The organism is Catenulispora rubra (genome assembly GCF_015356825.1).
GTDB classification, from domain to species: domain Bacteria; phylum Actinomycetota; class Actinomycetes; order Streptomycetales; family Catenulisporaceae; genus Catenulispora; species Catenulispora rubra.
The window spans coordinates 86,792-110,483 of sequence record NZ_JAACYW010000006.1 but is presented as its reverse complement, the minus strand read 5'-3'; the positions used below and the strand labels follow the sequence as shown (position 1 = coordinate 110,483).

Below are 23,692 nucleotides of genomic sequence, written 5' to 3'. Positions count from 1 at the left end.
TCGGGATGCACCCCGAGCTGCTCGGCCAGACGCCGGACCACCGGCCGGGGCCGGGTGCTGCGATACATCTGGACTGCGCGTTCCCGCAACTCCGGCGGGTACTTCCTCGGCGGTGCCATCGGATCGGTTCCTCTCACGGGATCAATCACCACATGATCTTGAACCTCCGGCAACTCGGGGGACACTCACCCACCCCACCCCAAACTCTCGACGACGGGTTGAGGGTTGACCGGAAACGCCAGGTCAGAGCCGGAACATCAGGCCGCTGCCTGGACCACCGGCCGGGGCACCTGCGCGACCGGGTGCGCGAGCCCGTACGCCGCGAGCATCGCGGCGATCAGCGCGGCCGGGAACCCCTGTTCGGGGTCGCCGGTCCGCGCGATGCACGTCTGTTCCCGCACGGTCTTGGTCGTGGCGGCCGACAGCGCCGAGTCAAGGCGCTCAGACGAGCGATGCAGCACGGTCCCCTCAATCAGGCCGGAGGTGAACTCCGCGTCCGCCTGGAGAAGATCAGCAGCCGTGAAGGGCTCCGACAGCGGCACCGCCGTGTGGTGCTGCTCGGCCAGCTTGGCGTGAATCGACCGGGCCGGGCCGTAGGGGTCGATCACCACCGCCACCGGCCGGTGCCGCCGAACCAGCTCGATCACCCGCGCCACCGCCCAATTCATCTGCCCCCGGAACTCGACCACCTCCACGGCCGCCCGGCCGTCCGGGAGGTACCCGGCGGCGGCGATGACCGCGCCGGAGTGGTCGGGGTAGACCTCCAGCGCGAACGCCACTGGGGAGTCCGGGCCGATCGTGAGGTGAGTCCGGCCGCGTTCCCAGATCGGCGGGGCGATGTAGTACGAGTCCGCAGACACCCACACGTTGCCGTAGGCACGGGCGTACTCGGCGGCGTTCATCACCGCCGGGTCGTGCGCCAGCGCCCGCGAGCTGCGGATGGTGTGGCCGAACGCCGGGTGGTGCGCGCACAGCGTTTCCAGGTCCAGCGGGTCGGCGTCATCAGGCATCGACCACTCGAAGTACGCGGTTCTGCCGGCGGCGCCACCTGCATCACGGCACGCATTCACGATCGGGCGCATGAAGGTGCTGCGAGAAGTGCCGGCGGTGGACACCATCCAGGTCTGCGACAGCGGCCGGGTCACCTGAGTGGGGATGATGGCCTGCATCAAGGCAGCACCCTGGTCCGCGGTGAGGGCCCAGATCTCATCCAAGAACGTCAAGTCACAGGTCTTGCCGTGTAGCGCGTCCTCGGCCGGGGCGAAGATGCGGATCTGCCCGCCGTTGGGGAACTCAATCCCCTCCGACCCGTTGGAGCGCCGGATGGTCGCCGCGCGAGCCAGCGGCGAGCGCTCGATACGGCGCACCGTGGCCATGAACGTGTCCCGCACGTCATTGCGGGTCTGCGCGGACATCCACACCCCGGCCTCCGGCACCAGCAGCGCGCGGTGCACCATCACCGGCCGTAGGAGCGTGGTCTTGCCGGACTGCCGGGGGACCGAGATCAGGACCCGGTCGAACCGGAACGCCCCGCCGGGCTCGATCTCCAACGCGATGTCGGCCACGTGCCGCTGCCAGGGCATGAGAGGCGTCCCCAGCAGCTCGGCTATTCGTCCCACCACCGGGCCGTACGTCGGCGCCCCAGGGGTCCGCAGCGGGCTATACCGGGGGGCCGGAGAGGGCAGAGAGCAGGTCGCCGAGTCCATCGGTTGCCGTCTTGGTGTCGGGGGTGAGCTTCAGCCGCTCCAACAGGTCGATCATGCGCGGGGTCAGCTGCGCGACTGCGTACCGGTCGTCAGCGGCCACGGCCGCGTCCAGCACATGCGCGATGTTCAGCGCCAGCACCTCAAGCGCCGCGTGCGACGGGTCCCGCCGGTCGGCCGACGCCTTCAGCGCCCGCTCAATCGCCAGCTCACCGCGCCGCTTGCGGTTCGCCACGCTGGCCCCCCGCTTCGGTGCCGGGCCCCGTTGCTTCGGCATGTGCGAATCCTTCGATTCGAAACGGTCTTCGGCCGGTTCTCGCGGCGATTACCCCCGGTCCGCCGTCCGGAGAGAGAACAGAAGGGCGCGGGGTGTAGAGGTCTCATCACCTTTCAAAGAAAACGACTTCGTTCACAGTTGTCACAGTCATTCGAGCGCTGATCGTCTCTTCGTTCGTCTCGATCTTCACTCGCGTTCGAACTCGTCGCGACTTCGCGAGCGAACTCACCACGCGCGAGACGGCGGAGCGTTGGGCCCCCCATCCCCCCGCGCCAGGTTGCACGGCGTGCAGCTGGACACCAGGTTCTCGGGGTCGTCGGTGCCACCTCGGGCGCGGGCTATGAGGTGGTCCACGCAGTCGGCCGGGGCCCCGCACCAGTGGCACAGGGGGCTCGCGGCCAGGACGGTAGCCCGGATACGCCGCCAAGCGGGGGTGCTCCCGGACGGGGTGAGGGCAGAGGGGGTCACAGCCCGCCCAGGGGGTGCTCCGGCGGGAAGCCCTCCCCCGGAGGCGGGTAGCCCTGCGGGTGATAGCCCGGCGGGAAGTCGTCCGGCCGGGGCAGCGGCACGGGCGCGGAGGGCACAGGCGGACGCTGGACGCTCCGGAGGATGGTGAGCAGGGTCGCGGTCGGGACGATGGCCAGCAAGGCTAGCGCGATCACTGCCAGGGCTGCGATGAACGTCATGTCGATCTTCATCCCCCATATGCCAGGGCCCGCATGCGGTAGCACACGGGCCCTGTCCCCCACCCGGCCTAGCGGGCGGTGCGCCCTAACGTGGGATTCCTCGTGCTCAATCGGGCGGGGCAGTTTGCACCGGACGTCGCGTTCTGTGAATCTGTGGCGAGGCGTCACGGGGCCGACGGCCCAGCAGTCCTCGGGCAATGAGGACACAGGTCGCGACTCCCAAGACGCTACGAAAAGCCGCTCGGCGGCCGAGCCTCGGGCAATGGGGTTCGGACGCCGGGCGGCGTCATTTTCTTTGCGTCGTTAACTAACTATGTCAGGGCATAGATACCTTGACGGCGTGGCGCGCGGTGAGCTGCGAGTAGTAGCTACCGGGGCGGCCGGTCTGGGACCCGCGCATCGGGGCGAGGTACGTCCACGTGGTGTGTGGGTCAGCGTGGCCCAGCAGGTCCGCGACATCCAGCAGGTTTGCGCCAGGTTCCCGGAAGCGGCGGACGGCCGCAGCACGCCGGAATGAATGGGTACCGAACCGTGGAACGCCCTTGGAGGCAGCCCAGGCGCGAATATGCCAGTAGCCGGAGATGTTCCCGCCGTTGGGCCGCTTGCGCCAACTCGGCGGCGTCAGCGGACAGCCGTGCCGCCTCAACCGTTCGTAGAGCTCGGGATTTACCCGCTTCCACACGGGCGTGCCGTCGCTTCCCTTGGCCCAAGCTACGCACACCTCGAACACGTCGTAGCCGTCACGGTCTACGTATGTCCGCAGCTTGTCCGGCGAGCCGTCGAGCTGGATCGCCTCGGAGACGCGTAGAGCGCAGTCGGCCATGGCGACGAGGATGATTTCGATCATGGCGCCGAGGCCCCGCAACTCGGGGTCGTCCGCGTTTGCATCGTCCTGCGCAGCCAGGATCAGAGACGTGATCTCGAACTCCGAGGCAACCGCCTGCATCGGCATCTCGCCGAAGCCGTCCGCCTTGCCCCGCCGCTCAACACCTGCCGTGGGATCTGTGATCTTCGCCCATTGCGCGAACTGACGCACGGACCGCAGCTTGTCGTCATAGGCCGAGTGGCTTATCTGCCGCACCTCCTCGACCACGTCGAGGAAGTCCAAGACGTCAGCCTGAGTGATCTTCTTCGGGTTGGTCTTGCCCGCCAGTTCCATGCATCGCTGGACGTCGCGCGCCTTGCGCTGGGCCGCCGCCTCCCCGCACGTCTTAGGGACCTCCGCGCCCCGGAAGCTGGTAAGCGATCCGACGCGCCGAAGGTGTTTCTTCCACTCCAGCAGCAGCGGGCAGAGCTTCGGCCCATCAGTGGCGCGCGCCGGGGCCATCAGCTCGTCTTGCACGTAGGGAATCCAGCTGGCGAACGCGCGCCGGAGGTTGTCGTACGACGCGCCGCGTAGCGGCTGTCCGGCGTCGGACTTAGCAAGTGTGAACCGGTCGTAGTCGTCCCAGGTGATCGAGCGGGGATCGTCGATACCTAGTTCGTTCTGGACTGCGCGAATCCATATGGCGCGGGAGTTGGCCGTAGAGGCTTTCAGGCCGTGGCGGTCAGCCGAGTCGCGTCGCATTTGCGCGTTCGCTGCGAGCCACGCCACCAGTTCGGGGTGGAACGGTTTCTTCGGGGCAGCCATGATCGGCTGACTCTCCTTTCAGGGGCAATCTGAATGGACGAGCCGGGCTCACGTTCCGGGGGCATCCGTACCGTGAACCTTGCTGACCTGCGACCCTACCATCTACGACCTACAATCCCGGTGAAGTCGAAGTCGTCGTTGGCGCCGATGGTCAGCACGACCATCTTCACGCTGTCCGTCTTCGCGATGGCGGCCAGCTGCGTGTCCTGCTTCGGCTCGCCGTAGTCGCCGCCGCCGCTGCCGGTGACCGCGGAGTACTGCGGGAGCGAGGCGACGTCCCCGGTCTGCGCGCCGGAGCAGGCGACGTCGAACGGGGTGAGGCCGGACAGCCCCGTGTCGAAGATCTCGGACTTGGTGCTGCGGTGGCAGTAGTCGCCGGGGCCGTCGGTGCCGGCGACGTAGTCGTCGCCGGTGTCGGTCCCGGCGCCCTCGCCGGAGATCGCGCTGTCGCCCATCGCGACGATGGCCGCCGGGCCGGCGTGGGTGGTGGCCTGAGCCGTCCCGCTCCAGGCGGAAACCAGCGCGGCGGTGAGGGTTGTCGCCGCGAACAGGGCGATGACAGGTCTGTTCACAAAGTGCTCCTAGCAGGTGGGAGGTGCTACGGAGGTGGAACATGACGATTCCTCAAATATGACTTACCTGCGGGTAGCTAACAAGGGGCATCGACCGCGCGCCGCGCGCCGCCTCAGGATGGGGGCTACCAACCGGTCACAATGGTGCGAACCGTTATGAATGGACTGATGCTGTGACCGAGAACCCGAATACCCAGCCGGACCCGAACACCGGCCAGCCGCCGGGCGGTCCGGTCGGCGAGCCGACGACGCCGGCTGAGTCGTCCGGGACCGCGAAGGCCGCCAAGGCTGCCGGGGCCGCCGGGGCTGCTACGGCTGCCGGGGCCGCGAAGCCCGCCGAGTCCGTGGAGTCTGTCGAGGCCGCGATGAGCGAGGCGACTGCGCGCACCGCCGACCAGCCCAGCGCCGAAGCTGCGGTGGCGCAGAACCCGGCGACCGGCGCCTTCGCCGAGGACACCTGGGTCTCCCCCACCGACGGAGAGCCCGAGTTCGCCGAACCGGCCGACCCGAACGCGCCGAACACCGGCGTCGCGGCGACCTTCCTGCCCGGCATCGACGCCGCCTCGATCCTGGCGCTGCTCGTCGCGGCCCTGGCCGCCGGCGCCTACCTGCTGGTCTACCCGCTGGTCCAGGCGCACGACGCGGCCCGCACCTGGTCGGACTTCAAGAACAACGTCCCGCGCGCCAAGCAGGACCCCTTCGGCGTGCAGCGCGACTGGGTCTCCTACCAGTCCTGGGCGCACATCATCCTGGGCCTGCTCGCGGTGCTGCTGGCGCTGCTGGTCCTGGGCCTGTGGACGGCGCGCAAGAACAAGCTGCGGTCGCGCTCGTTCGCGCAGGCGGCGCTGGTGCTGGGGCTGGCGGTCGTGCTGTACGGCATCCTGCTCAAGACCGGCGCGGTCGGCTCGGAGATCCCGAGCATGAAGGACATCAGCTCGGGGCTCAGCTCCACGCAGTAGCGCTCGCGGCACGGCTCACAGCAACGCTCCCGCGATTCGCAGCAGCGCTCGCGGGGGCGTCTTGCGCGCTCCGGTGACCCTTCGGTCGCCAGCCCCGCGGCCGTCAGTCGTCAGTCGTCAGCCCGCCAGCCCGGCGCCGCGATCCGTCCGCGGCTCCGGGCGCTCGGCGCTTTATCAGATCTTTGATACCGCCGGTCGATACCGCCGGTCGATACCGCTAGTTCAGATCAGGATCCTCGGTCCAGTTCGCGACCATCGCGATGGTCCCGCCCTGGCGGCGCAGCACCCGGCGCCACAGGTCCTCGGGCTCGGTGGTGAACACGTCGGCCAGTTCCGGCTCAACCACGTACCAGGCCCGCTGCGCGAGCTCGCCGGCCAGCTGCCCCGGGCCCCAGCCGGCGTACCCGGCGAAGATCCGCAGCGCGGTCAGGTCCGGGGCCAGCACCTCGGGCGGCGCGTCCAGGTCCACCAGGCCCAGGCGGCCGGAGAACTGCCGCCAGCCCAGCGGCTCCTCGCCCGGGACCGCCGCTTCGGGGCGCACGCAGGCGATGCCCAGCGCCGAGTCCAGGGCGACCGGGCCGCCCAGGAACACGGTCGGGGGCTCGGCCGCCAGCGGCGCCCAGGTCTCCAGCACGTCCTCGACGTCCAGGCTCCCGGGCCGGTTGAGGACGACGCCCAGGGTGCCGTCGTCGTCGTGGTCGACGACCAGCACCACCGTGCGGTCGAAGTTGGGGTCGACCAGGACCGTGGTGGCGACCAGCAGTTTGCCGGTCAGCCGTTCCAGCGGCACTCTGCCGCCGTCCTGCTCCCCCGCGTCGCGCCCTGCGTCCGTCATGGCACACATGATCCCGCACCCGGACCCCCGCTGGCGCCTTTTGCCCCAAGGCCCGCGCGTCCGCGACCGCCTCTTGACGCTCTGTTGACCTTCCGCCACCCGGCGGGACGGCGATCGGCGACCCTCAGCGTTCGAATCAGTACGTCCTGTTGCCCACACAGGGCTTCCGAGCGAGTGCGGCGCTCGCACCAACTGCGATCTTCGCGAGCTTCGACCGCATGCGCCCCGTGTTCGAGTACCCTGGACCAGCCGCCGACCCGTCCCGCCCTGCGAAGTCCCACGCAAAGGCGGTCCGAAGCACACACCTGTGGAGAACCATGGCCCTGAGCACCGCCTCCGACGTCCTGACAGTGCACGGCGGTGCCGCCCTGTCCGGTGAGGTCCGGGTCCGTGGCGCGAAAAACCTGGTCCCCAAAGCGATGGTGGCCGCGCTGCTCGGACACGGCACGTCGGTGCTGCACAACGTGCCGTCGATCTCGGACGTGCGGATCGTCACCGGCCTTTTGGAGGCGCACGGCGTCTCGGTGACCCGCGGCGCCGCCGGGCCCAACGGGGAACCGAGCGACACGCTGATCCTGGACCCGGTCTCGGTCGAGCGCGCCAGCGACGCCGCGGTCGAGGCGCACGCCGGCACCAGCCGCATCCCGGTGCTGCTGTGCGGGCCGCTCCTGCACCGCCTGGGCCGTGCCTTCATCCCGGACCTGGGCGGCTGCAAGATCGGCGACCGGCCGATCGACTTCCACCTGGACGCGCTGCGGGCCTTCGGCGCCGTGGTCGAGAAGCGCCCCGAGGGCCTGCTGATCTCGGCCCCCGAGCGGCTGCGCGGCACGCAGATCCGGCTGCCGTACCCCAGCGTCGGCGCCACCGAGCAGGTGCTGCTGACCGCGGTGCTGGCCGAGGGCGTGACAGAGCTCTCCAACGCGGCCACCGAGCCGGAGATCGTGGACCTGATCGCGGTGCTGCAGAAGATGGGCGCCATGGTCTCGGTCCACAACGACCGCGTGATCCGCATCATCGGCGTGGACCGCCTCGGCGGCTTCACGCACCGCGCCATCCCGGACCGCCTGGAGACGGCGTCGTGGGCCTGCGCGGCCCTGGCCACCGGCGGCGACATCCGCGTGGTCGGCGCCACCCAGGGCGAGATGATGACGTTCCTCAACGTCTTCCGCCGCATAGGGGGAGACTTCGAGGTCGACGACACCCGCGGCGAGCCCTCGATCCGCTTCTGGCACTCCGGCGGCCAGATGCGCGCCCTGGCGCTGGAGACGGACGTCCACCCGGGCCTGTCCACCGACTGGCAGCAGCCACTGGTGGTGGCGCTGACGCAGGCCCAGGGCCTGTCGATCATCCACGAGACGGTCTACGAGCAGCGGCTGGGCTTCACCGAGGCGCTGAACCGCATGGGCGCCCAGATCCAGCTGTACCGCGAATGCCTCGGCGGCAGCGCCTGCCGCTTCGGCCAGCGCAACTTCATGCACTCGGCGGTCATTTCCGGCCCCACGAAGCTGCACGGCGCCGAGCTGACCATCCCCGACCTGCGCGCCGGCTTCAGCTACCTGATCGCGGCGCTGGCGGCCCAGGGGACGTCCACCGTGCACGGCATCAGCCTGATCCACCGCGGCTACGAGGACTTCGAGGCGAAGCTCTCGGCGCTGGGCGCGGACGTGGAGATGGAGATTCCGGCCTGACCGGGATTCCTCTGAATTCCAGGCCCGGGACGGATTTCCACGTGCACAACCACTTACCAACCCCCGATACTGATGCAGCCGAAGAACGTATCGGCGAGAACTCGGGGGTGACCATAATGAACCTGCGTCGCGAAGCGACACCTCAATGGGTGGCGGTGGGAGACGGGCGGGCGAAAGTGGCTGAAGCACTGGCCCTGCGCGCCGACGCGGCACGCCGCATCGAGCAGCTGAAGGCCCGCATCGTGGCCAACGCGCGCTACCAGGAGGGCGAGGAGCCCTCCGAGGACGCCGCGGCCCTGCTGGCCGAAGCCGGCACCGCCCTGGACCACCTCGAAGACCTGATCCGCCGCATCAACCGCACCAACGCGGCGGCGGCCATCGGCCCCGACGGCACCCTCAGCGACGCCCTGGCCCGCCGCGACACCCTGCGCCTGCGCCACTCGGTGGTCACCGCCGCAGCCGACGCCGCCGCCGGCAAGAACGCGGGCTACCAGCGCCAGCTCCGCTCGGAACTGAAGATGCTGTCAGCCCTCCCGGTCGCATCCCTCCGAGCCCAAGGCGACGCCCTGAGCCGCGAAATCCGCGAACTCGACGTCCGCATCCAACGCGCCAACTGGGAGGTCGACCTTCTGGACTGACCCCGCCCAAAAAAGGCGAGGTCCACCGTGTGAAGCAGGTAGCCGCCGCGGAGGCGTTGCACGACCCCGACGAGCCGACGGGGAAATCTCGGCTCTCCATGGTGCACGGAGGGCAGTGCCGGGGTTCGATTCCCCACCACACAACGCAGCCCAGCACACCGCACAGGTAACAGCGCACAGCGCACACCTCACCACCACGTGCAGATCCGCGACGGCGAGGGCGGGCAAGGGGCACTTCACACGGTCCGCGCGGCGGTCGCGAATTGGGTCGCGACCGCCGCGCTTTGTGTTTCGCGGGGTGCTGCGCTCGGCTCGGCGACCATGCAGCTTCTGCGGCTGATAGCTCGGCGGCGCATAACTCGGCGGCCCGGCTACTCCGCAGCCTGGCGGTTGGGTTGCTTGGTTACTCGGCGGCGAGCTCACCCAACCTGCGGCGTCAACAAAACCGCCCGAGCCCCCAGCCGCACAGCCTCCCGCACCGCCTCCGGATCCGGCGTGCCCGCACCGTCGAAGCCGATGTTGTGGAACTTCGCGAAAGCGTGGTTGTCCCGGCACATCAGCGTGTACAGCTCCGCCACCCGGTCGGCGTCCTCGACCACCTCGACGTCGGCCGAGCGCAGCTTGCCCTTGTACCGGACCTGGATCGGGTCGCCGGTGCGCAGGTTGCGGCTCCAGCCGAACTGGGTGCCGATCAGGACTTTCCCGTCGTGCTCCATGTAGGCGATCGGGATGGCGTAGCGCTTGCCGCTGCGGCGGCCGAAGACGTACAGCAGTATCAGCCTGCGGCCGATCCCCTTGGCCACGCCCGGTGTGCTCAAGGCCGCGCGTGTGAAGGCGTTCACCAGGCCCTGCATCGGCAGCGTCTGAGCACGCCCCGCCGCACGCCCTGCCGGTTTCGTCCCAGTACCCATGGTGCGGACGCTACTCCTGCATCCGCACCACGACCACGCTGACCACGCCGACCACGCGCTACTCCCCCTGCTGGCCCTTCACCGCCGCCACCACGGCCTCGGCCACCGTCTTGGCCAGGTCCTTGTGGAACACGCTCGGGACGATGTAGCTCGGGTTCAGATCGCTGTCGCCCACCGTCGAGGCGATCGCCCGCGCCGCCGCCACCAGCACCTCCGGCGTGACGTTGTTCGACTGCGCGTCGATCAGGCCGCGGAAGACGCCCGGGAAGGCCAGCACGTTGTTGATCTGGTTCGGGTAGTCGCTGCGGCCGGTGGCCACCACGGCCGCGTGCGCCAGGGCGTCGTCCGGGTCGACCTCGGGCTCCGGGTTCGCCAGGGCGAAGACGATCGCGCCCGGCGCCATGGTGGCGATGTCGTCGCCGGTCAGGATGCGGGGGGCAGAGACGCCGATGAAGACGTCCGCGCCGGCCAGTGCCTCCTTCAGGGTGCCGCTGAGGTTGCCGGGGTTGGTGTGCTCGGCGACCCAGCGCAGGTCCTCGCCGCCGTCGCCGTCGTCCCCGGCGGCGCCGTTGACGTCGTCGCGGCCGACGTGCACCACGCCGTGGTAGTCGGCGACCGTGATGTCGGTGGCGCCGGCGGCGATCAGCAGCTTCAGGATCGCGGTGCCCGCGGCGCCCGCGCCGGAGCCGACGATGCGCACGTCCTGCAGCTTCTTGCCGACCACCTTCAGCGCGTTGGTCAGCGCCGCCAGCACCACGATCGCGGTCCCGTGCTGGTCGTCGTGGAAGACCGGGATGTCCAGCTCCTGCCGCAGCCGGCGCTCGATCTCGAAGCACCGCGGCGCGCTGATGTCCTCCAGGTTGATCCCGGCGAAGCCCGGCGCGATCGCCTTGACCACCTTGATGATCTCCTCGGTGTCCTGCGTGTCCAGGCACAGCGGCCACGCGTCCACCCCGGCGAACTGCTTGAACAGCGCCGCCTTGCCCTCCATCACCGGCAGCGCCGCGATCGGGCCGATGTTGCCCAGCCCCAGCACCGCCGAGCCGTCGGTGACCACGGCGACCGTGTTGCGCTTGATGGTCAGGCGCCGCGCGTCCCCGGGGTTCTCGGCCAGCGCCAGCGACACCCGCGCGACGCCCGGCGTGTAGGCCATGGACAGCTCGTCGCGGTTGCGCAGCGCGACCTTGGAGGTCATCTCGATCTTGCCGCCGAGGTGCATCAGGAAGGTCCGGTCGGACACCTTGCCGACCTCGACCCCCTCGATCTTGGTCAGCTCGTCGGTGATCGCCTTGGAGTGCTCCTCGCTGCTGGCCGCGATCGTGACGTCGACCCGCATCCGGTCCCGGCTCGACCCGGAGACGTCCAGACCGGTCACCACACCGCCGGCGTCCTCCACCGCCCTGGTGATCCCGCTCACCGCGTTGCCGTAGGAGGGAGCCTCCAGACGGACGGTGATCGAATAGGACACGCTGGGTGAGGCGGACACGGGCGGTTCTCCTTTGGACTGCCGACTTTCTTCATGTCAAGGGTAGACGCATCCACGCCGACGCCGGGGTGTAGATCGGCCAGTCCGCGGTGCGCATTATGAGCAGAACCGGCCTTCGATGTGATCTAGTCGTGGCTGCATCGTGATCTGAGCGATGATCCACACTCTCGCCGAGGCCGGAATGATCGCGTACACTCGCAGCCAAGGTCGTAGTTCGCGGTGTTAAAAGGCCCAGCGGATCGCATTCCGCCGGGCCCTTCTCGTCTAAGACCACAGACCGACAATGGTTCTTCAAGCAGGAAATGAGAGCAGGATGGCTCAGGGGACAGTCAAGTGGTTCAACTCCGAGAAGGGCTACGGCTTCATCTCGCAGGATGAGGGCGGCCCGGACGTGTTCGTGCACTTCTCCGCCATACAGTCGAGCGGCTACCGCTCGCTGGAGGAGAACCAGCGCGTCGAGTTCGAGGTTACCCAGGGCCCGAAGGGCGCCCAGGCGGAGAACGTCCGTCCGGTCTGAGGGATCCTCTTCGGCAATAACGCGAGCCGCATTCGGAACACCGCTTCCGAATGCGGCTTTTCAGTGTCCGGAAACACCACACTGGATATCAGCCCTGGAAATCGCCCAAGGCCCGATATGAGCGACTAACGACGATAGAAGGCCCAGGCGTCCGCGACGGTCTCGGCCAGCTCCGTCCGCTCCGGGCTCCAGCCCAGCACGGTCCGCGCCCGCTCCGCCGAGGCCACCAGCCGCGCCGGATCGCCCGCACGCCGCGGCTTCTCCGCCGCCGGCACCGCCGCTCCGGTCGCCTTGCGCACGGCCTCCAGCACCTCGTAGACCGAGAACCCGGTCCCGGTGCCCAGGTTGCAGATCAGGTGCTCGCCCTTCGTTGCCGCGCCCAGCGCCAGCAGGTGCGCCTCGGCCAGGTCCCGCACGTGGATGTAGTCGCGGATCGCGGTCCCGTCCGGCGTCGGGTAGTCGGTGCCGAACACCGAGGCCTCCGGCGCGTTCCCGGCCGCGACGTCCAGCAGCCGCGGGATCAGGTGCGTCTCCACCTCGTGCCGCTCGCCCTGCGGGCCGTAGGCGCCGGCGACGTTGAAGTACCGCAGCGACACCGCGGCGATGCCGTACGCGGGAGCCGCGAACGTCAGCATCTGGTCGGCCGCCAGCTTCGAGGCCCCGTAGGGGTTGGTCGGCACCGTCGGCATGTCCTCGGTGATCGGCGTGGCCTCCGGCTCGCCGTAGCAGGCGGCGGTCGAGGAGAAGACGATCGTCCCGATCCCGTGGTCCCGCATCGCCTCCAGCAGATTCGCCGTGGTGGTGATGTTGTGCCGGAAGTAGCGCGCCGGCTCGGCCACCGACTCCCCGACCAGCGAGCGCGCCGCGAAGTGCAGGATCGCGTCGATCGGGCCCTGTTCGGTGACGGCCCGCAGCACGTCCCCGAGCTGCCGTTGGTCCAGCACGTCGGCGTGCCGGAAGGCGGCGCCGGCGGGCACCGCGTCCCGGTGCCCGGTGGACAGATCGTCGACGACGGTGACTTCGTGCCCGGCCTCGACCAGCACCGCGGAGGTGACCGAGCCGACGTACCCGGCGCCCCCAATGACCAGCAAACGCATGCTTGTTCAGACCTCCGCTAAGACCGAGTTGGACAGCCCCAGCCTAGCCGAAGTCCCAGAAATAAACAGACTCACCCAGAAATCAACACAACGGCAAGCGTCCGCGGCCCGTGCACGCCCTCGACCCGGTCCAGCTCGATGTCGGAGGTCGCCGACGGCCCCGAGATGAACGTGGTCGGCCGCTCCGGCACCAGCGTACGGATCGCGAGCGGCACGTCGGCGGCGACCTGCGAGGCCCGGACGACGCACAGGTGCAGGTCCGGCACCAGCGAGAGCGCCCGCCGCCCCTGTCCCGGCCCGGCATCCAGCACGATGGTCCCGGTCAGCGCGATCCCAAGCGCGGCAAGGGTGATCACGCCGTCCGACGCGTCCAGTTCGGCCGGAGTCAGCGGCGGATCGTCCGACAACCGAGAACCCTGATACGCAGCCAACAGCTCGTCCGGGAAGCCCGGCGGCACGACCAGATTCTCGACACCGCGCTCGCCAAGGATCCGCGCGATCGCAGCCGGCGCGTCGGACTCGCCGACCCGCGTGACCGTGGCCCGGTAGTCCTCGACGCGTTCCACGAACAGGTCGACGACGTCCCCGGTCGCATGGCTGTCGACATAAGCGCGAGTGACCTCGACGTCCTCGGGACGTTCGTCACCAGGCACATCGCGCAGCGCCGAGCGAATACGCCCCAGGATCGCCGCCTTCGCCTCGCTCATCCCCGTCCCGCCTTCCGCCACCACGTCCGGAACGACTCCCGCGCCGGCACCGGCACGTCCCGCGCTCCCGTCCACTTCCTCGCCGGCCCCGGCAGCCACCGTCCCCCGCGGATCCCCACGAGCCGACCGCCGATCGCCCCCAACCGCTCGGCCACCGCCAACCGCCGCGGCGAGCCGAACACCATCTGCGCGCCCTTCATCGCCAACGCCTCGGGCTTCGGCACGCCGCCCCGGTGCGAGTCCACAACCTTGGCGCGCAGGTGCACCAGCATCTCGGGGATGTCGATCCGCACCGGACACGCGTCGTAACAAGCACCGCACAGCGTCGAGGCGAACGGCAGCGAATCAGCATGCTCAGACGTCCCGACCCCGACCAACTGCGGCGTCAGCACCGCCCCGATCGGCCCCGGATACACCGATCCGTACGACCGACCTCCGGTCCGCTCATAGACGGGGCACACGTTCAGACACGCCGAGCACCGAATACAGTGCAGCGCCGACCGGCCTTCGGTGTCGGCCAACGTCTTCGTCCGGCCGTTGTCGAGCAGGATCAGGTGGAACTCCTGCGGCCCGTCGCCGGGGGTGACACCGGTCCACAGCGACGTATAAGGGTTCATACGTTCCGCCGTCGACGACCTCGGCAGCAGTTGCAGAAACACTTCCAGGTCGCCGAACGACGGCAGGACCTTCTCCAGCCCCATCACCGTGATCAACGTCTCCGGCAGCGTCAGACACATCCGGCCGTTGCCCTCGGACTCCACGACCCCGACGGTCCCGGTGTCCGCACAGGCGAAGTTCGCCCCGGAGATCGCCACCTTCGCCCGCAGGAACTTCTCCCGCAGGTGCACGCGCGCCGCCTCGGCCAGCACGCGCGGCTCGTCGGTCAGATCGTCCGGCGCGGCGACGCCGTGCTTGCCCATCTCCCGCTTGAAGATGTCGCGGATCTCGGTCCGGTTGCGGTGGATGGCCGGGACCAGGATGTGCGAGGGCCGGTCGTCGTTCAGCTGCACGATCAGCTCGGCGAGGTCGGTCTCGGTGGCCTCGATGCCCTCGTCTTCCAGCGCCTCGTTGAGCCCGATCTCCTGGGTGGCCATGGACTTGATCTTCACGACCTCGGTCGCGCCCTTGGCCCGCACCAGCCGGCTGACGATGGCGTTGGCCTCGCGCGCGTCCTCGGCCCAGTGCACGACGCCGCCGGCCGCCGTGACCGACGCCTCCAACTGAAGCAGGTACTCGTCCAGGTGCCGCATCACGCGGTCCTTGATCTGCGAGCCGGCCTCGCGCAGCGTCTCCCAGTCATCGAGCTCTGCCACAGCCTTCAGCCGCTTGTCGCGGATGGTGGTGGTCGCGTGCTTCAGGTTCCGGCGCAGCTGGGTGTCCTGCAACGCATCGTGCGCGGCCTTGGGAAACGTCGGCGACCCCAGCCACACCACGTTCACTTCATCGCGGCTCATCGCGTCGCCGCCAGGATCTCGGCCAGATGCAGGCTCCTGACACCCGACTTGACCCGCCCCAGTCCCCCGCCGATGTGCATCAGGCAGGAGTTGTCGGACGCGCACAGCGTCTGCGCGCCGGTCTTGCGCACGTTGCCCATCTTGTCCTGGAGCATCGCCACCGACGTCTCAGAGTTCTTCATCGCGAACGTCCCGCCGAACCCGCAACACGACTCGGCCTCCGGCAGCTCGACCAGATCGATGCCCTCCACCGCACGCAGCAACTGCAAGGGCTTGTCGCCGACGCGCAGCATACGCAGGCTGTGGCAGGTCGGGTGGTAGGTGACACGGTGCGGATAGTAGGCGCCGACGTCGGTCACACCCAGGACGTCCACCAGGAATTCCGAGAACTCGTACACGTTCGGCGCGGTCTCGGTCTTGTGGTGGTGCCGGACGTGGCCGCCGCAGGAACCGGAGGGCGTGACGATCGCTTCGTAGCCACGGAAGGCGTCGTTGAACGCCCCGACCAGCGAATCGGCCTCGCGCCGGTACCCGGTGTTGTAGTGCATCTGGCCGCAGCAGGTCTGCGCCGCCGGGAACTCGACCGTGTGGCCGAGCCGCTCCAGCACGGCGGTGACGGCTTTGCCGGTGTCAGGGAAGAGCGCGTCGTTGTAGCAGGTGATGAACAGCGCGACGCGCATCTCAGACCTCTGCCCACAACGCGTCGGGGATCGGCGCCCGCGCCATCTCCACGCAGTCGCGCACCTCCTGCGGCGACCGCGCGCCGATCAGCACCGAACGCACCGCCGGATGGCGCAGCGGGAACTGGAGCGCGGCGGCGCGCAGCGGGACGCCGTGCTTCTCGCAGATTTCCTTGAGCCGCAACGCCTCGGCCAGGATCTCCGGCGGGACCGCCGCGTAGTCGTAGGTCGAGCTCGGCTTCGGATCGACCAGCAGCCCGGAGTTGAACGCGCCGCCGATGACGATGTCCACGCCGTGCGCGGCCGCCCGGTCGAGCAGTTCGGTGCCGGACCGGTCGAGCAGCGTGTAGCGGCCGGCGAGCAGCACCACGTCGATGTCGGTCTCGAGCACGAACCGCAGCGGCACCCGCACCTGGTTCATCCCGACGCCGACCGCCCCGATCACGCCCTCGTCGCGCAGCTTCGCCAGCGCCGGGTACGCCTCGCCGATCGCCTGGTCCTCGTGCTCGTCGGGATCGTGGATGAGAACCGTGTCGACGCGGTCCAGCCCGAGCCGCTCCAGGCTGGCCTCGATCGAGCGCCGCACCCCGTCCCCGGAGAAGTCCCAGACCCGCCGGAACGCCGCCGGCACCACGAACCCCTCGTCGTCGAGGCCGACCGGATCGGCCACCGGCTCCAGGATCCGCCCCACCTTGGTCGACACGGTGAACTCCGCGCGCGGCCGTTCCCGCAGCGCCGTCCCGAGCCGCCGCTCGGACAGGCCGAGGCCGTAGTGCGGCGCGGTGTCGAACGCGCGGATGCCGGCGTCCCACGCGGCGTCCACGGCGGCGCGCGCCTCGTCGTCGGTCACCGCGGTGAACAGGTTGCCGAGGGCCGCGGCGCCGAACGACAGCTCGGTCAGCGCGACGCCGCGGCCGATGGTGTTTGACATGCAGTCACTGTCCCACGGGACGCAAGCGCAACCCTGCCATTCCGCCGTCGACGGCGAGCGCGGTCCCGGTGACCGAGGCGGCCGTCGGCGAGGCCAGGTACGCGATCGCCGCGGCGACCTCGTCGGCCGAGACCAGCCGGCCCATCGGCTGCCGCGCCTCCAGCGCCGCGCGCTCGGCGGCCGGGTCGTCGGCGGCGTCCAGGAGGCGGCCGACCCACGGGGTGTCGGCGGTGCCGGGGTTCACGCAGTTCACGCGGATGCCTTCACGGACGTGGTCCGCAGCCATCGCCAGGGTCAGCGACAGCACCGCGCCCTTGGTCGCCGAGTAGAGCGCGCGCTGCGGCAGGCCGGCGGTGGCGGCGATCGAGCAGGTGTTCACGATCGCGGCGTGCTGCGACTCGCGCAGCGCCGGCAGGGCCGCGCGGGTCACGCGCACCATGCCGACCACGTTCACGTCGTAGACCTTCATCCACTGCTCGTCAGGATTGTCCTCGACGGTGCCGGCCGCGCCGATGCCGGCGTTGTTGACCAGCACGTCCAGGCCGCCGAGCGCTTCCCGCGCCGAGGCGATCGCGGCGCGCACCGAGGCGTCGTCGGAGACGTCGGCCTTGAAGCCGTGCAGCCCCGCGCTGACGGCCGCCGCCGGGTCCAGGTCCAGCACCGCGACCGCCGCGCCGCGGTTGGCCAGCAGCCGCGCGGTGGCCGCGCCGATGCCCGAGCCGCCGCCGGTGACGACCGCCTTGAGCCCCTCGAAGTCCCGCATGTCCTGCATCTCAGCCCTCTCCTGTGCCCTCGCCGCGGTCCGCGCGCCAGAACGACCCGTCAGGGAACGAATACGCCTCCAGGGTCGCCGGGAACATCTCCGCGGAGAAGCCCGGTGCCGTCGGGGCCTGATACGCCCCGCCGGTGACCACGGTCGGCGTCACGAAGTGCTCGTGCAAGTGGTCGACGTACTCCACGACGCGGTCTTCGGTGGTGCCGGTCAGGGCCACGAAGTCGAACATGGACAGGTGCTGCACCAGCTCGCACAGCCCGACCCCGCCGGCGTGCGGGCACACCGGCACCCCGAACTTGGCCGCCAGCAACAGGATCGCCAGGTTCTCGTTGACCCCGCCGACCCGCGCCGCGTCGAGCTGGAGGAAGTCGATGGCCTCGGCCTGAAGCAGCTGCTTGAAGATGATCCGGTTCTGCACGTGCTCCCCGGTGGCCACCTTCACCGGCGCCACCGCGGCCCGGATCGCGGCGTGCCCGAGGACGTCGTCCGGCGAGGTCGGCTCCTCGATCCAGTACACGTCGAACTCGGCCAGCGCCTTGACCCACTCGATGGCCTCGCCGACGTTCCAGCGCTGGTTCGCGTCGATCGCCATGCGCACGTCCGGCCCCACCGCGGCCCGCGCGGTGCGGCAGCGGCGCACGTCGTCGGCCAGGTCCGCGCCGACCTTGAGCTTGATCTGGGAGAAGCCGGAGGCGACCGCCTCCAGCGCGAGCCGGGTCAGCTTCTCGTCGGAGTAGCCGAGCCAGCCCGCCGAGGTGGTGTAGGCGGGATATCCCTGGGCGCGCAGGGTGGTCTCGCGGTCGGCCGCGCCGTCCTTGCCGCGCCGCAGCAGCTCCAGCGCCTCCTCGGCGGTCAGCGCGTCGGCGATGTATCGGAAGTCGACCTGGGAGACCAGCCATTCCGGGTCGCCGTCGGCCAGCAGCTTCCACAGCGGGACCCCGGCGCGCTTGGCGGCCAGGTCCCAGACCGCGTTGACGACCGCGCCTATCGCCATGTGCATGACGCCCTTCTCCGGGCCCAGCCAGCGCAGCTGGCTGTCCCCGATCAGGGCCCGGTTCACGATGCCCGGATCGGCGCAGACCTCCTCGACGTCGCGGCCGAGGACGTGGTCGCGCAGCGCCTCGATCGCCGCGACCTGGACGTCGTTGCCCCGGCCTATCGTGAAGGTGAAGCCGTGGCCCTCCAGTCCGTCGTCCGCGTCGGTGCGCAGGATCAGGTAGGCGGCGGAGTAGTCGGGGTCCGGGTTCATCGCGTCCGAACCGTCGAGCTCCCGCGAGGTGGGGAACCGGACGTCGAAGGTCTCGAAACCGACGATCCGGCTCATGCCCGGACCAGATTCGAGCGCTGCGATCCCAGCCCGTCGATCTCCAGCTCGACCACGTCGCCCGCGCGCAGGTAGGGGTGGTCGGCGATACCGAGCGCCACGCCCGCGGGGGTCCCGGTGTTGATGACGTCCCCGGGCTCCAGCACCATGTGCTGCGAGAGGTAGCGGATCACCTCGGCCACTCCGAAGATCATGTTCTCGGTGTTGCCGTTCTGCCGCTGCTCGCCGTTGACCTTCAACCGCAGACCCAGCTTCTGGAAGTCCTCGACCTCGTCGGCGGTGACCAGGTGCGGCCCGAGCGGGTTGAAGGTCTCACACGACTTGCCCAGGTCCCACTGTCCCGAGCGCTCCAGCTGGTACTCGCGCTCGGAGACGTCGTTGCTGACCGCGAAGCCGCCGACGACACCGAGTGCGGCCTCGTGCGACTCCAGGTAGCGGGCCCGCGCGCCGATGACGACGGCGAGCTCCACCTCCCAGTCGGTCTTGACCGAGCCGCGCGGGATGAGGATGTCGTCGTTCGGGCCGACGACCGTATAAGGGTCCTTCATGAAGACGACGGGCCGCGGCGGGATCGGCGCACCGGTCTCCTCGGCGTGGTCCCGATAGTTCAGCCCGATGCACACCACCTTGCCGGGGCGCGCGACGGCCGCGCCGACGCGCGACCCGGCGACTTCGTCGGCCGGGATCTCGGGCAGGGTGCCGGCCTCGGACGCGGCGCGGACCGCGTCCGCGCCCCCGTCCACCCAGAACGCACGGTCCAGGTCGCCGATGACACCGGTCAGATCGAAGTGGCGGCCGTCGGCGGCGAGCAGCACGGGGCGCTCGCGGCCGGGCTCGCCCAGGCGGAGGAGTCTCACGCTCCGGGACTCTAGGCAAACATCGGATCTATCGTCAAGGGATTCAAGATCCTTCTCACTCCCCGGACCCGGGGTCGGCCTGGCGATTCCCGGAGTGGATCTAGCAATTCCCCGTAACGATTATGTTCCACAGTCTTTACAGCCCCCGCTACCAGGGCTATACATCGGATGACTGAACGGCACGTGACACAGAACACACACGCTTCCCCGCACTTATCCGCACCCCTTCACCAGCGAGGACGGTCATGAGGCTGCACCGTACGTCGAGAACAGTTCTGGCCCTCACGGCCGTCGCGGCGCTCGGGCTGAGCGCCGCCGCCTGCGGCCGCAGCAGCTCGAAGTCCGCCTCCGGCGGCGGCAAGAAGATAGGCATCGACTTCCCGAGGTCGGACTCCGACTTCTGGAACAGCTACGCGAAGTACGTCAACAGCGACATCAGCTCCGGCAAGATCAACGCGCTCCCCGCCACGAACTCCAACAACCAGACCGACGTCCTGGTCTCCAACGTCACCACGCTCACCGGCCAGGGCGCGAAGGTCATCCTGATGGCCCCGCAGGACACCGGCGCGATCGCCAGCACCCTGGAGGACCTGGCGGGCAAGCACATCCCGGTGGTCAGCGTGGACACCCGGCCCGACAAGGGGCAGGTGTACATGGTCGTGCGCGCGGACAACAAGGCGTACGGCACCAAGGCCTGCCAGTTCCTCGGCGACAAGCTCAAGGGCACCGGACGGATCGTGGAGTTCGAGGGCGACCTCACCTCGATCAACGGCCGCGACCGCTCCCAGGCCTTCGGCGACTGCATGAAGCAGAACTACCCGAACATCAAGATCGAGGCCGAGCCGACGAACTGGGCCGGCGACGTGGCCGCCTCCAAGCTCCAGGACGCGCTGAACGCGGGCACCGTCAACGGCATCTACATGCAGGCCGGCGGCGTGTTCCTGGCACCGACCCTGTCCCTGCTCAAGCAGAAGAACCTGCTGGTGCCGCCGACCGACCCCAAGCACATCTTCATCATCTCCAACGACGGCATCCCGGCGGAGTTCCAGGCCATCAAGGCCGGGCAGATCGACGCCACCGTCTCCCAGCCGGCGGACCTCTACGCCAAGTACGGGCTCTTCTACGCCCAGGCCGCCGCCGACGGCAAGACCTTCTCCCCCGGCCCGACCGACCACAACTCGACGATCATCCAGCTGCCCAACGGGCTGGAGGACCAGCTGCCCGCGCCGCTGGTGACCTCGGCGAACGTGGGCGACTCCACGCTGTGGGGCAACCAGGTTGGCAAGTGACAGTCCGATGACGACGCACGACCAAAGGGCGGCCGGGACCACCGGCCGCCCCGTCGCCACGGCGATAGCCGTGTCCAAGAGCTTCGGCGCCACCCGCGCCCTGATCGACGTCGGCATCGACGTCGCCCCCGGCGAGGCGCACGCGCTGGTCGGGCGCAACGGCGCCGGCAAGTCCACGCTGGTGTCGCTGCTGACCGGGCTGGCCCGGCCGGAGGCGGGGCGCATCCTGTTCGACGGCGAGGCCGCGCCGCCGGTGTCCGACCGCGCGGCCTGGCAGGCGCGGGTCGCGTGCGTGTATCAGAAGTCGACGATCATCCCGACGCTCTCGGTGGCCGAGAACCTGTTCCTGAACCGGCAGGCCGACGGGCTGCGCCGGATCAGCTGGAAGGCGCTGCGCTCCCGCGCGGCGGATCTGCTGGCCGAGTACGAGATCGACGTGGACCCGGCCGCGGCCGCCGCGACCCTGGCCGTGGACCAGCGGCAGGTGCTGGAGATCGCCCGCGCGCTGTCCTTCGGGGCGAAGTTCATCATCCTGGACGAGCCCACCGCGCAGCTGGACGGCGCGAAGATCGCAGGGCTCTTCGACCGGCTGCGGCGGCTGCAGGAATCGGGCGTGGCGTTCCTGTTCATCTCGCACCACCTGGCCGAGGTGTACGAGGTCTGCCAGACGGTGACCGTCTACCGGGACGCCCGGCACATCCTCACCGCGCCGGTCGCGGGCCTGGACAAGGACGCCCTGATCGAGGCCATGACCGGCGAGGACCGCTCGGAACGGGCCCAGTACGCGGTCGACACCTACACGCCGACGGCCGACTCCGTCCCGGCGCTGGAAATCAGTGACCTGACTCTGCCCGGCGCCTACTCCGACTTCTCGGTCTCGGTGGGCCGGGGCGAGATCGTCGGCCTGGCGGGGGCCGGCGGCTCGGGCGTGGTCGCGCTCGGCGAGACGGTCGCCGGGCTGCACCGCCCGAGCGCCGGGACCGTGGCGGTCGCCGGGAAGAGCGTTCGGACCGGGAGCGTCCCGGACGCGCTGCACGCCGGGCTCGGCTTCGTCCCCGAAGACCGGCACGCGCAGGGCGTGGTCCCGATGCGCCCGATCGCCGAGAACATCACGCTCACCGCGATGGACCGGCTGGGCCGCCACGGCTTCTTCACCGGCGACTCGCTGCGCCGCGCCGGCAGCGTCCTGATGGCCCGGCTGGACGTCAAGGCCGAAGGACCGGACCAGCCGGTCGGCGCGCTGTCCGGCGGCAACCAGCAGAAGGTCGTGATGGGCCGCGCGCTGGCCAACTCCCCGAAGGCGCTGGTGCTGATCCGGCCGACCGCCGGGGTGGACGTCAAGTCGAAGGAGTCGCTGCTCGGCACGGTGCGCCAGGCCGCCGACGAGGGCTGCGGCGCGCTGCTGGTCTCCGACGAGCTCGACGACCTGCGGATCGCCCACCGGGTGGTGGTGATGTTCAAGGGTGCGATCGTCGGGGAGTTCCCGAGCGGTTGGAGCGACGCCGAACTCATCGCCGCCGTGGAAGGACTCAGCGGCCTGGAAGGGCCCAGCGACGCGGAAGGGCCCAGCGACCCCGCGCCGGACCCCTCCCCCGAAGACCAGACCATCGCGAACGAAAGGCCCGGCCATGAGTGAGGCCACGACGATGACCGACGCGGCCGAGACCCTCCCGGCCGGCCGGACCGGGCGGTCCGGCCGCCCGAGCACCCGCTGGCTGCGCGAGTTCTCGCTGCTGCCGGCGATGGCGCTGCTGATCCTGATCGGCTTCATCGAATCGCCGGACTTCCTGACCTCGGACAACTTCCTGGCGATGCTCCAGCAGTCCACCGAGCTCAGCGTCCTGGTCCTGGCCGAGGCGCTGATCCTGATCAGCGGCCGGATGGACCTGTCGCTGGAGTCGACGGTGACGCTGGCCCCGGTGATCGCGCTGTGGCTGGTGCTGCCGACCGCCGGGAACCGCTTCAACGGCCTGGGCTTCGGCGCCGAGTGGCTGGCGATCCCGGTGTGCCTGCTGGTCGGGGCGGCGGTCGGGGCCGTGAACGGCTTCCTGATCCTGAAGATGAACCTGAACGGCTTCGTCGTCACCCTCGGGATGCTGACGATGCTGCACGGCCTGGTGATCGTCATCGACGGCGGCCAGACCATCTTCACGCTGCCCCCGTCGTTCGCCTACCTCGGGCACACCATCTGGTTCGGACAGCCGGCGTCGGTGTGGATCTGCGGGCTCCTGTTCGCCGTCGGCATCATCGCCCTCGGCTGGTACCGGCACGGCCGCGCGGTGTACGCGATCGGCGGCAACCCGGGCGCCGCCAAGGCCGCCGGCATCCGCGTGGAGCGCACGGTCTGGATCGTCCTGATCATCGGCTCGATGCTCGCCGCCTTCGCCGGCATCCTCTACACCGGCCGCCTGGGCTCCGCCTCGGCGAGCGCCGGCACCGGGAAGATCTTCCAGGTGTTCGCCGCGACCGTGATCGGCGGCGTGAGCATGAACGGCGGCCGCGGTTCGCTGTTCGGAGCGCTCACCGGCGTCCTGACGCTGCGGCTGATCGAGAACGTGCTGACGTTCGGGCACGTGTCGCCGAACGACATCGAGTTCTTCGACGGCCTGGTGATCCTGGTGGCGCTGGTCGTCTCGCGCTACACCTCGGGCGCCGCGCAAGAATGAGTGGGAGCGG

At 69.8% G+C, this 23,692-nt stretch carries 24 protein-coding genes; 7 read left to right on the top strand and 17 right to left on the bottom strand.

Annotated features, from left to right (window positions below; genetic code table 11):
* Positions 1-257: 257 nt before the first annotated feature.
* The 6 genes from GWK61_RS03975 to GWK61_RS03950 form a co-directional block, all read right to left on the bottom strand.
* Positions 258-1,619 carry a terminase large subunit domain-containing protein gene (locus GWK61_RS03975; RefSeq protein WP_194905018.1) on the bottom strand — a complete coding sequence of 454 codons (1,362 nt, stop codon included), beginning with the start codon at positions 1,617-1,619 and terminating at the stop codon, positions 258-260.
* A gap of 40 nt (positions 1,620-1,659) precedes the next feature.
* Complete coding sequence (locus tag GWK61_RS03970; protein WP_194905015.1) at positions 1,660-1,938, bottom strand: hypothetical protein; 279 nt, start codon at positions 1,936-1,938, stop codon at positions 1,660-1,662.
* Between the two features lie 267 nt (positions 1,939-2,205).
* Positions 2,206-2,448: an HNH endonuclease gene (locus GWK61_RS60565; RefSeq protein WP_194905013.1), complete on the bottom strand. Its 243-nt coding sequence runs from the start codon at positions 2,446-2,448 to the stop codon at positions 2,206-2,208.
* Positions 2,445-2,678: a hypothetical protein gene (locus GWK61_RS03960; protein WP_194905011.1), complete on the bottom strand. Its 234-nt coding sequence runs from the start codon at positions 2,676-2,678 to the stop codon at positions 2,445-2,447. The genes GWK61_RS60565 and GWK61_RS03960 overlap by 4 nt, the downstream gene beginning before the upstream one ends.
* 304 nt (positions 2,679-2,982) lie before the next feature.
* On the bottom strand, positions 2,983-4,296 hold the full coding sequence (locus GWK61_RS03955) for a site-specific integrase (RefSeq protein ID WP_194905008.1): 1,314 nt from the start codon (positions 4,294-4,296) through the stop codon (positions 2,983-2,985).
* Between the two features lie 95 nt (positions 4,297-4,391).
* The gene (locus GWK61_RS03950; protein ID WP_194905006.1) at positions 4,392-4,868 is read right to left on the bottom strand and encodes an SGNH/GDSL hydrolase family protein; all 477 of its coding nucleotides are present in this window, start codon (positions 4,866-4,868) and stop codon (positions 4,392-4,394) included.
* A gap of 173 nt (positions 4,869-5,041) precedes the next feature.
* Between GWK61_RS03950 and GWK61_RS03945 the strand changes: the two genes are divergently transcribed.
* Positions 5,042-5,827: a hypothetical protein gene (locus tag GWK61_RS03945; protein ID WP_194905004.1), complete on the top strand. Its 786-nt coding sequence runs from the start codon at positions 5,042-5,044 to the stop codon at positions 5,825-5,827.
* A gap of 217 nt (positions 5,828-6,044) precedes the next feature.
* Here the strand turns inward: GWK61_RS03945 and GWK61_RS03940 are convergent, their stop codons facing one another.
* On the bottom strand, positions 6,045-6,662 hold the full coding sequence (locus GWK61_RS03940) for a YqgE/AlgH family protein (RefSeq protein ID WP_194905001.1): 618 nt from the start codon (positions 6,660-6,662) through the stop codon (positions 6,045-6,047).
* Between the two features lie 317 nt (positions 6,663-6,979).
* Between GWK61_RS03940 and murA the strand changes: the two genes are divergently transcribed.
* Together murA and GWK61_RS03930 are read left to right on the top strand one after the other, a co-directional pair.
* Positions 6,980-8,350, top strand: coding sequence for a UDP-N-acetylglucosamine 1-carboxyvinyltransferase (gene murA / locus GWK61_RS03935; protein ID WP_228561691.1), 1,371 nt, complete (start codon positions 6,980-6,982; stop codon positions 8,348-8,350).
* A 116-nt stretch (positions 8,351-8,466) separates the two neighbouring features.
* Positions 8,467-8,988 (top strand): DIP1984 family protein, encoded by a 522-nt coding sequence (locus GWK61_RS03930; RefSeq protein WP_194905000.1) that lies wholly within the window; start codon positions 8,467-8,469, stop codon positions 8,986-8,988.
* Between the two features lie 419 nt (positions 8,989-9,407).
* Here GWK61_RS03930 and GWK61_RS03925 read toward each other — a convergent pair whose 3' ends face one another.
* Positions 9,408-9,899 carry a nitroreductase/quinone reductase family protein gene (locus GWK61_RS03925; protein ID WP_194904997.1) on the bottom strand — a complete coding sequence of 164 codons (492 nt, stop codon included), beginning with the start codon at positions 9,897-9,899 and terminating at the stop codon, positions 9,408-9,410.
* A 58-nt stretch (positions 9,900-9,957) separates the two neighbouring features.
* On the bottom strand, positions 9,958-11,385 hold the full coding sequence (locus GWK61_RS03920) for an NAD-dependent malic enzyme (protein WP_194904995.1): 1,428 nt from the start codon (positions 11,383-11,385) through the stop codon (positions 9,958-9,960).
* 313 nt (positions 11,386-11,698) lie between these two features.
* Here GWK61_RS03920 and GWK61_RS03915 point away from each other — a divergent pair, with 313 nt between their 5' ends.
* Positions 11,699-11,902 carry a cold-shock protein gene (locus GWK61_RS03915; RefSeq protein ID WP_194904993.1) on the top strand — a complete coding sequence of 68 codons (204 nt, stop codon included), beginning with the start codon at positions 11,699-11,701 and terminating at the stop codon, positions 11,900-11,902.
* A gap of 125 nt (positions 11,903-12,027) precedes the next feature.
* On the opposite strand, the gene galE is transcribed toward GWK61_RS03915, so the two are convergent.
* From galE to GWK61_RS03875, 8 genes are all read right to left on the bottom strand, one after another.
* Positions 12,028-12,999, bottom strand: coding sequence for a UDP-glucose 4-epimerase GalE (galE, locus tag GWK61_RS03910; protein ID WP_194904991.1), 972 nt, complete (start codon positions 12,997-12,999; stop codon positions 12,028-12,030).
* A 71-nt stretch (positions 13,000-13,070) separates the two neighbouring features.
* Positions 13,071-13,706, bottom strand: a complete 636-nt coding sequence (locus GWK61_RS03905; RefSeq protein ID WP_194904989.1) for a LutC/YkgG family protein — start codon at positions 13,704-13,706, stop codon at positions 13,071-13,073.
* Positions 13,703-15,160 carry a LutB/LldF family L-lactate oxidation iron-sulfur protein gene (locus GWK61_RS03900; RefSeq protein WP_194904987.1) on the bottom strand — a complete coding sequence of 486 codons (1,458 nt, stop codon included), beginning with the start codon at positions 15,158-15,160 and terminating at the stop codon, positions 13,703-13,705. The genes GWK61_RS03905 and GWK61_RS03900 overlap by 4 nt, the downstream gene beginning before the upstream one ends.
* On the bottom strand, positions 15,157-15,840 hold the full coding sequence (locus tag GWK61_RS03895) for a (Fe-S)-binding protein (RefSeq protein ID WP_194904985.1): 684 nt from the start codon (positions 15,838-15,840) through the stop codon (positions 15,157-15,159). Before GWK61_RS03895 ends, GWK61_RS03900 begins: the two co-directional genes overlap by 4 nt.
* A 1-nt stretch (position 15,841) precedes the next feature.
* Positions 15,842-16,771, bottom strand: a complete 930-nt coding sequence (locus GWK61_RS03890; protein WP_194904983.1) for an aldo/keto reductase — start codon at positions 16,769-16,771, stop codon at positions 15,842-15,844.
* Between the two features lie 4 nt (positions 16,772-16,775).
* Complete coding sequence (locus GWK61_RS03885) at positions 16,776-17,534, bottom strand: SDR family NAD(P)-dependent oxidoreductase (RefSeq protein WP_194905028.1); 759 nt, start codon at positions 17,532-17,534, stop codon at positions 16,776-16,778.
* Between the two features lie 10 nt (positions 17,535-17,544).
* Complete coding sequence (locus tag GWK61_RS03880) at positions 17,545-18,870, bottom strand: L-fuconate dehydratase (protein WP_194904981.1); 1,326 nt, start codon at positions 18,868-18,870, stop codon at positions 17,545-17,547.
* Positions 18,867-19,727: a fumarylacetoacetate hydrolase family protein gene (locus GWK61_RS03875; RefSeq protein ID WP_194904979.1), complete on the bottom strand. Its 861-nt coding sequence runs from the start codon at positions 19,725-19,727 to the stop codon at positions 18,867-18,869. The genes GWK61_RS03880 and GWK61_RS03875 overlap by 4 nt, the downstream gene beginning before the upstream one ends.
* A 245-nt stretch (positions 19,728-19,972) precedes the next feature.
* Here GWK61_RS03875 and GWK61_RS03870 point away from each other — a divergent pair, with 245 nt between their 5' ends.
* Genes GWK61_RS03870 through GWK61_RS03860 form a run of 3 tightly spaced genes read left to right on the top strand, consistent with a single transcriptional unit; the run spans position 19,973 to position 23,682 of the window.
* The gene (locus GWK61_RS03870; protein WP_194904977.1) at positions 19,973-21,016 is read left to right on the top strand and encodes a sugar ABC transporter substrate-binding protein; all 1,044 of its coding nucleotides are present in this window, start codon (positions 19,973-19,975) and stop codon (positions 21,014-21,016) included.
* A 7-nt stretch (positions 21,017-21,023) separates the two neighbouring features.
* Positions 21,024-22,652: a sugar ABC transporter ATP-binding protein gene (locus tag GWK61_RS03865; RefSeq protein WP_194904975.1), complete on the top strand. Its 1,629-nt coding sequence runs from the start codon at positions 21,024-21,026 to the stop codon at positions 22,650-22,652.
* Entirely contained in the window at positions 22,645-23,682 is a 1,038-nt protein-coding gene (locus tag GWK61_RS03860) for an ABC transporter permease (protein ID WP_194904973.1), read from the top strand. Before GWK61_RS03865 ends, GWK61_RS03860 begins: the two co-directional genes overlap by 8 nt.
* Positions 23,683-23,692 lie beyond the last annotated feature (10 nt).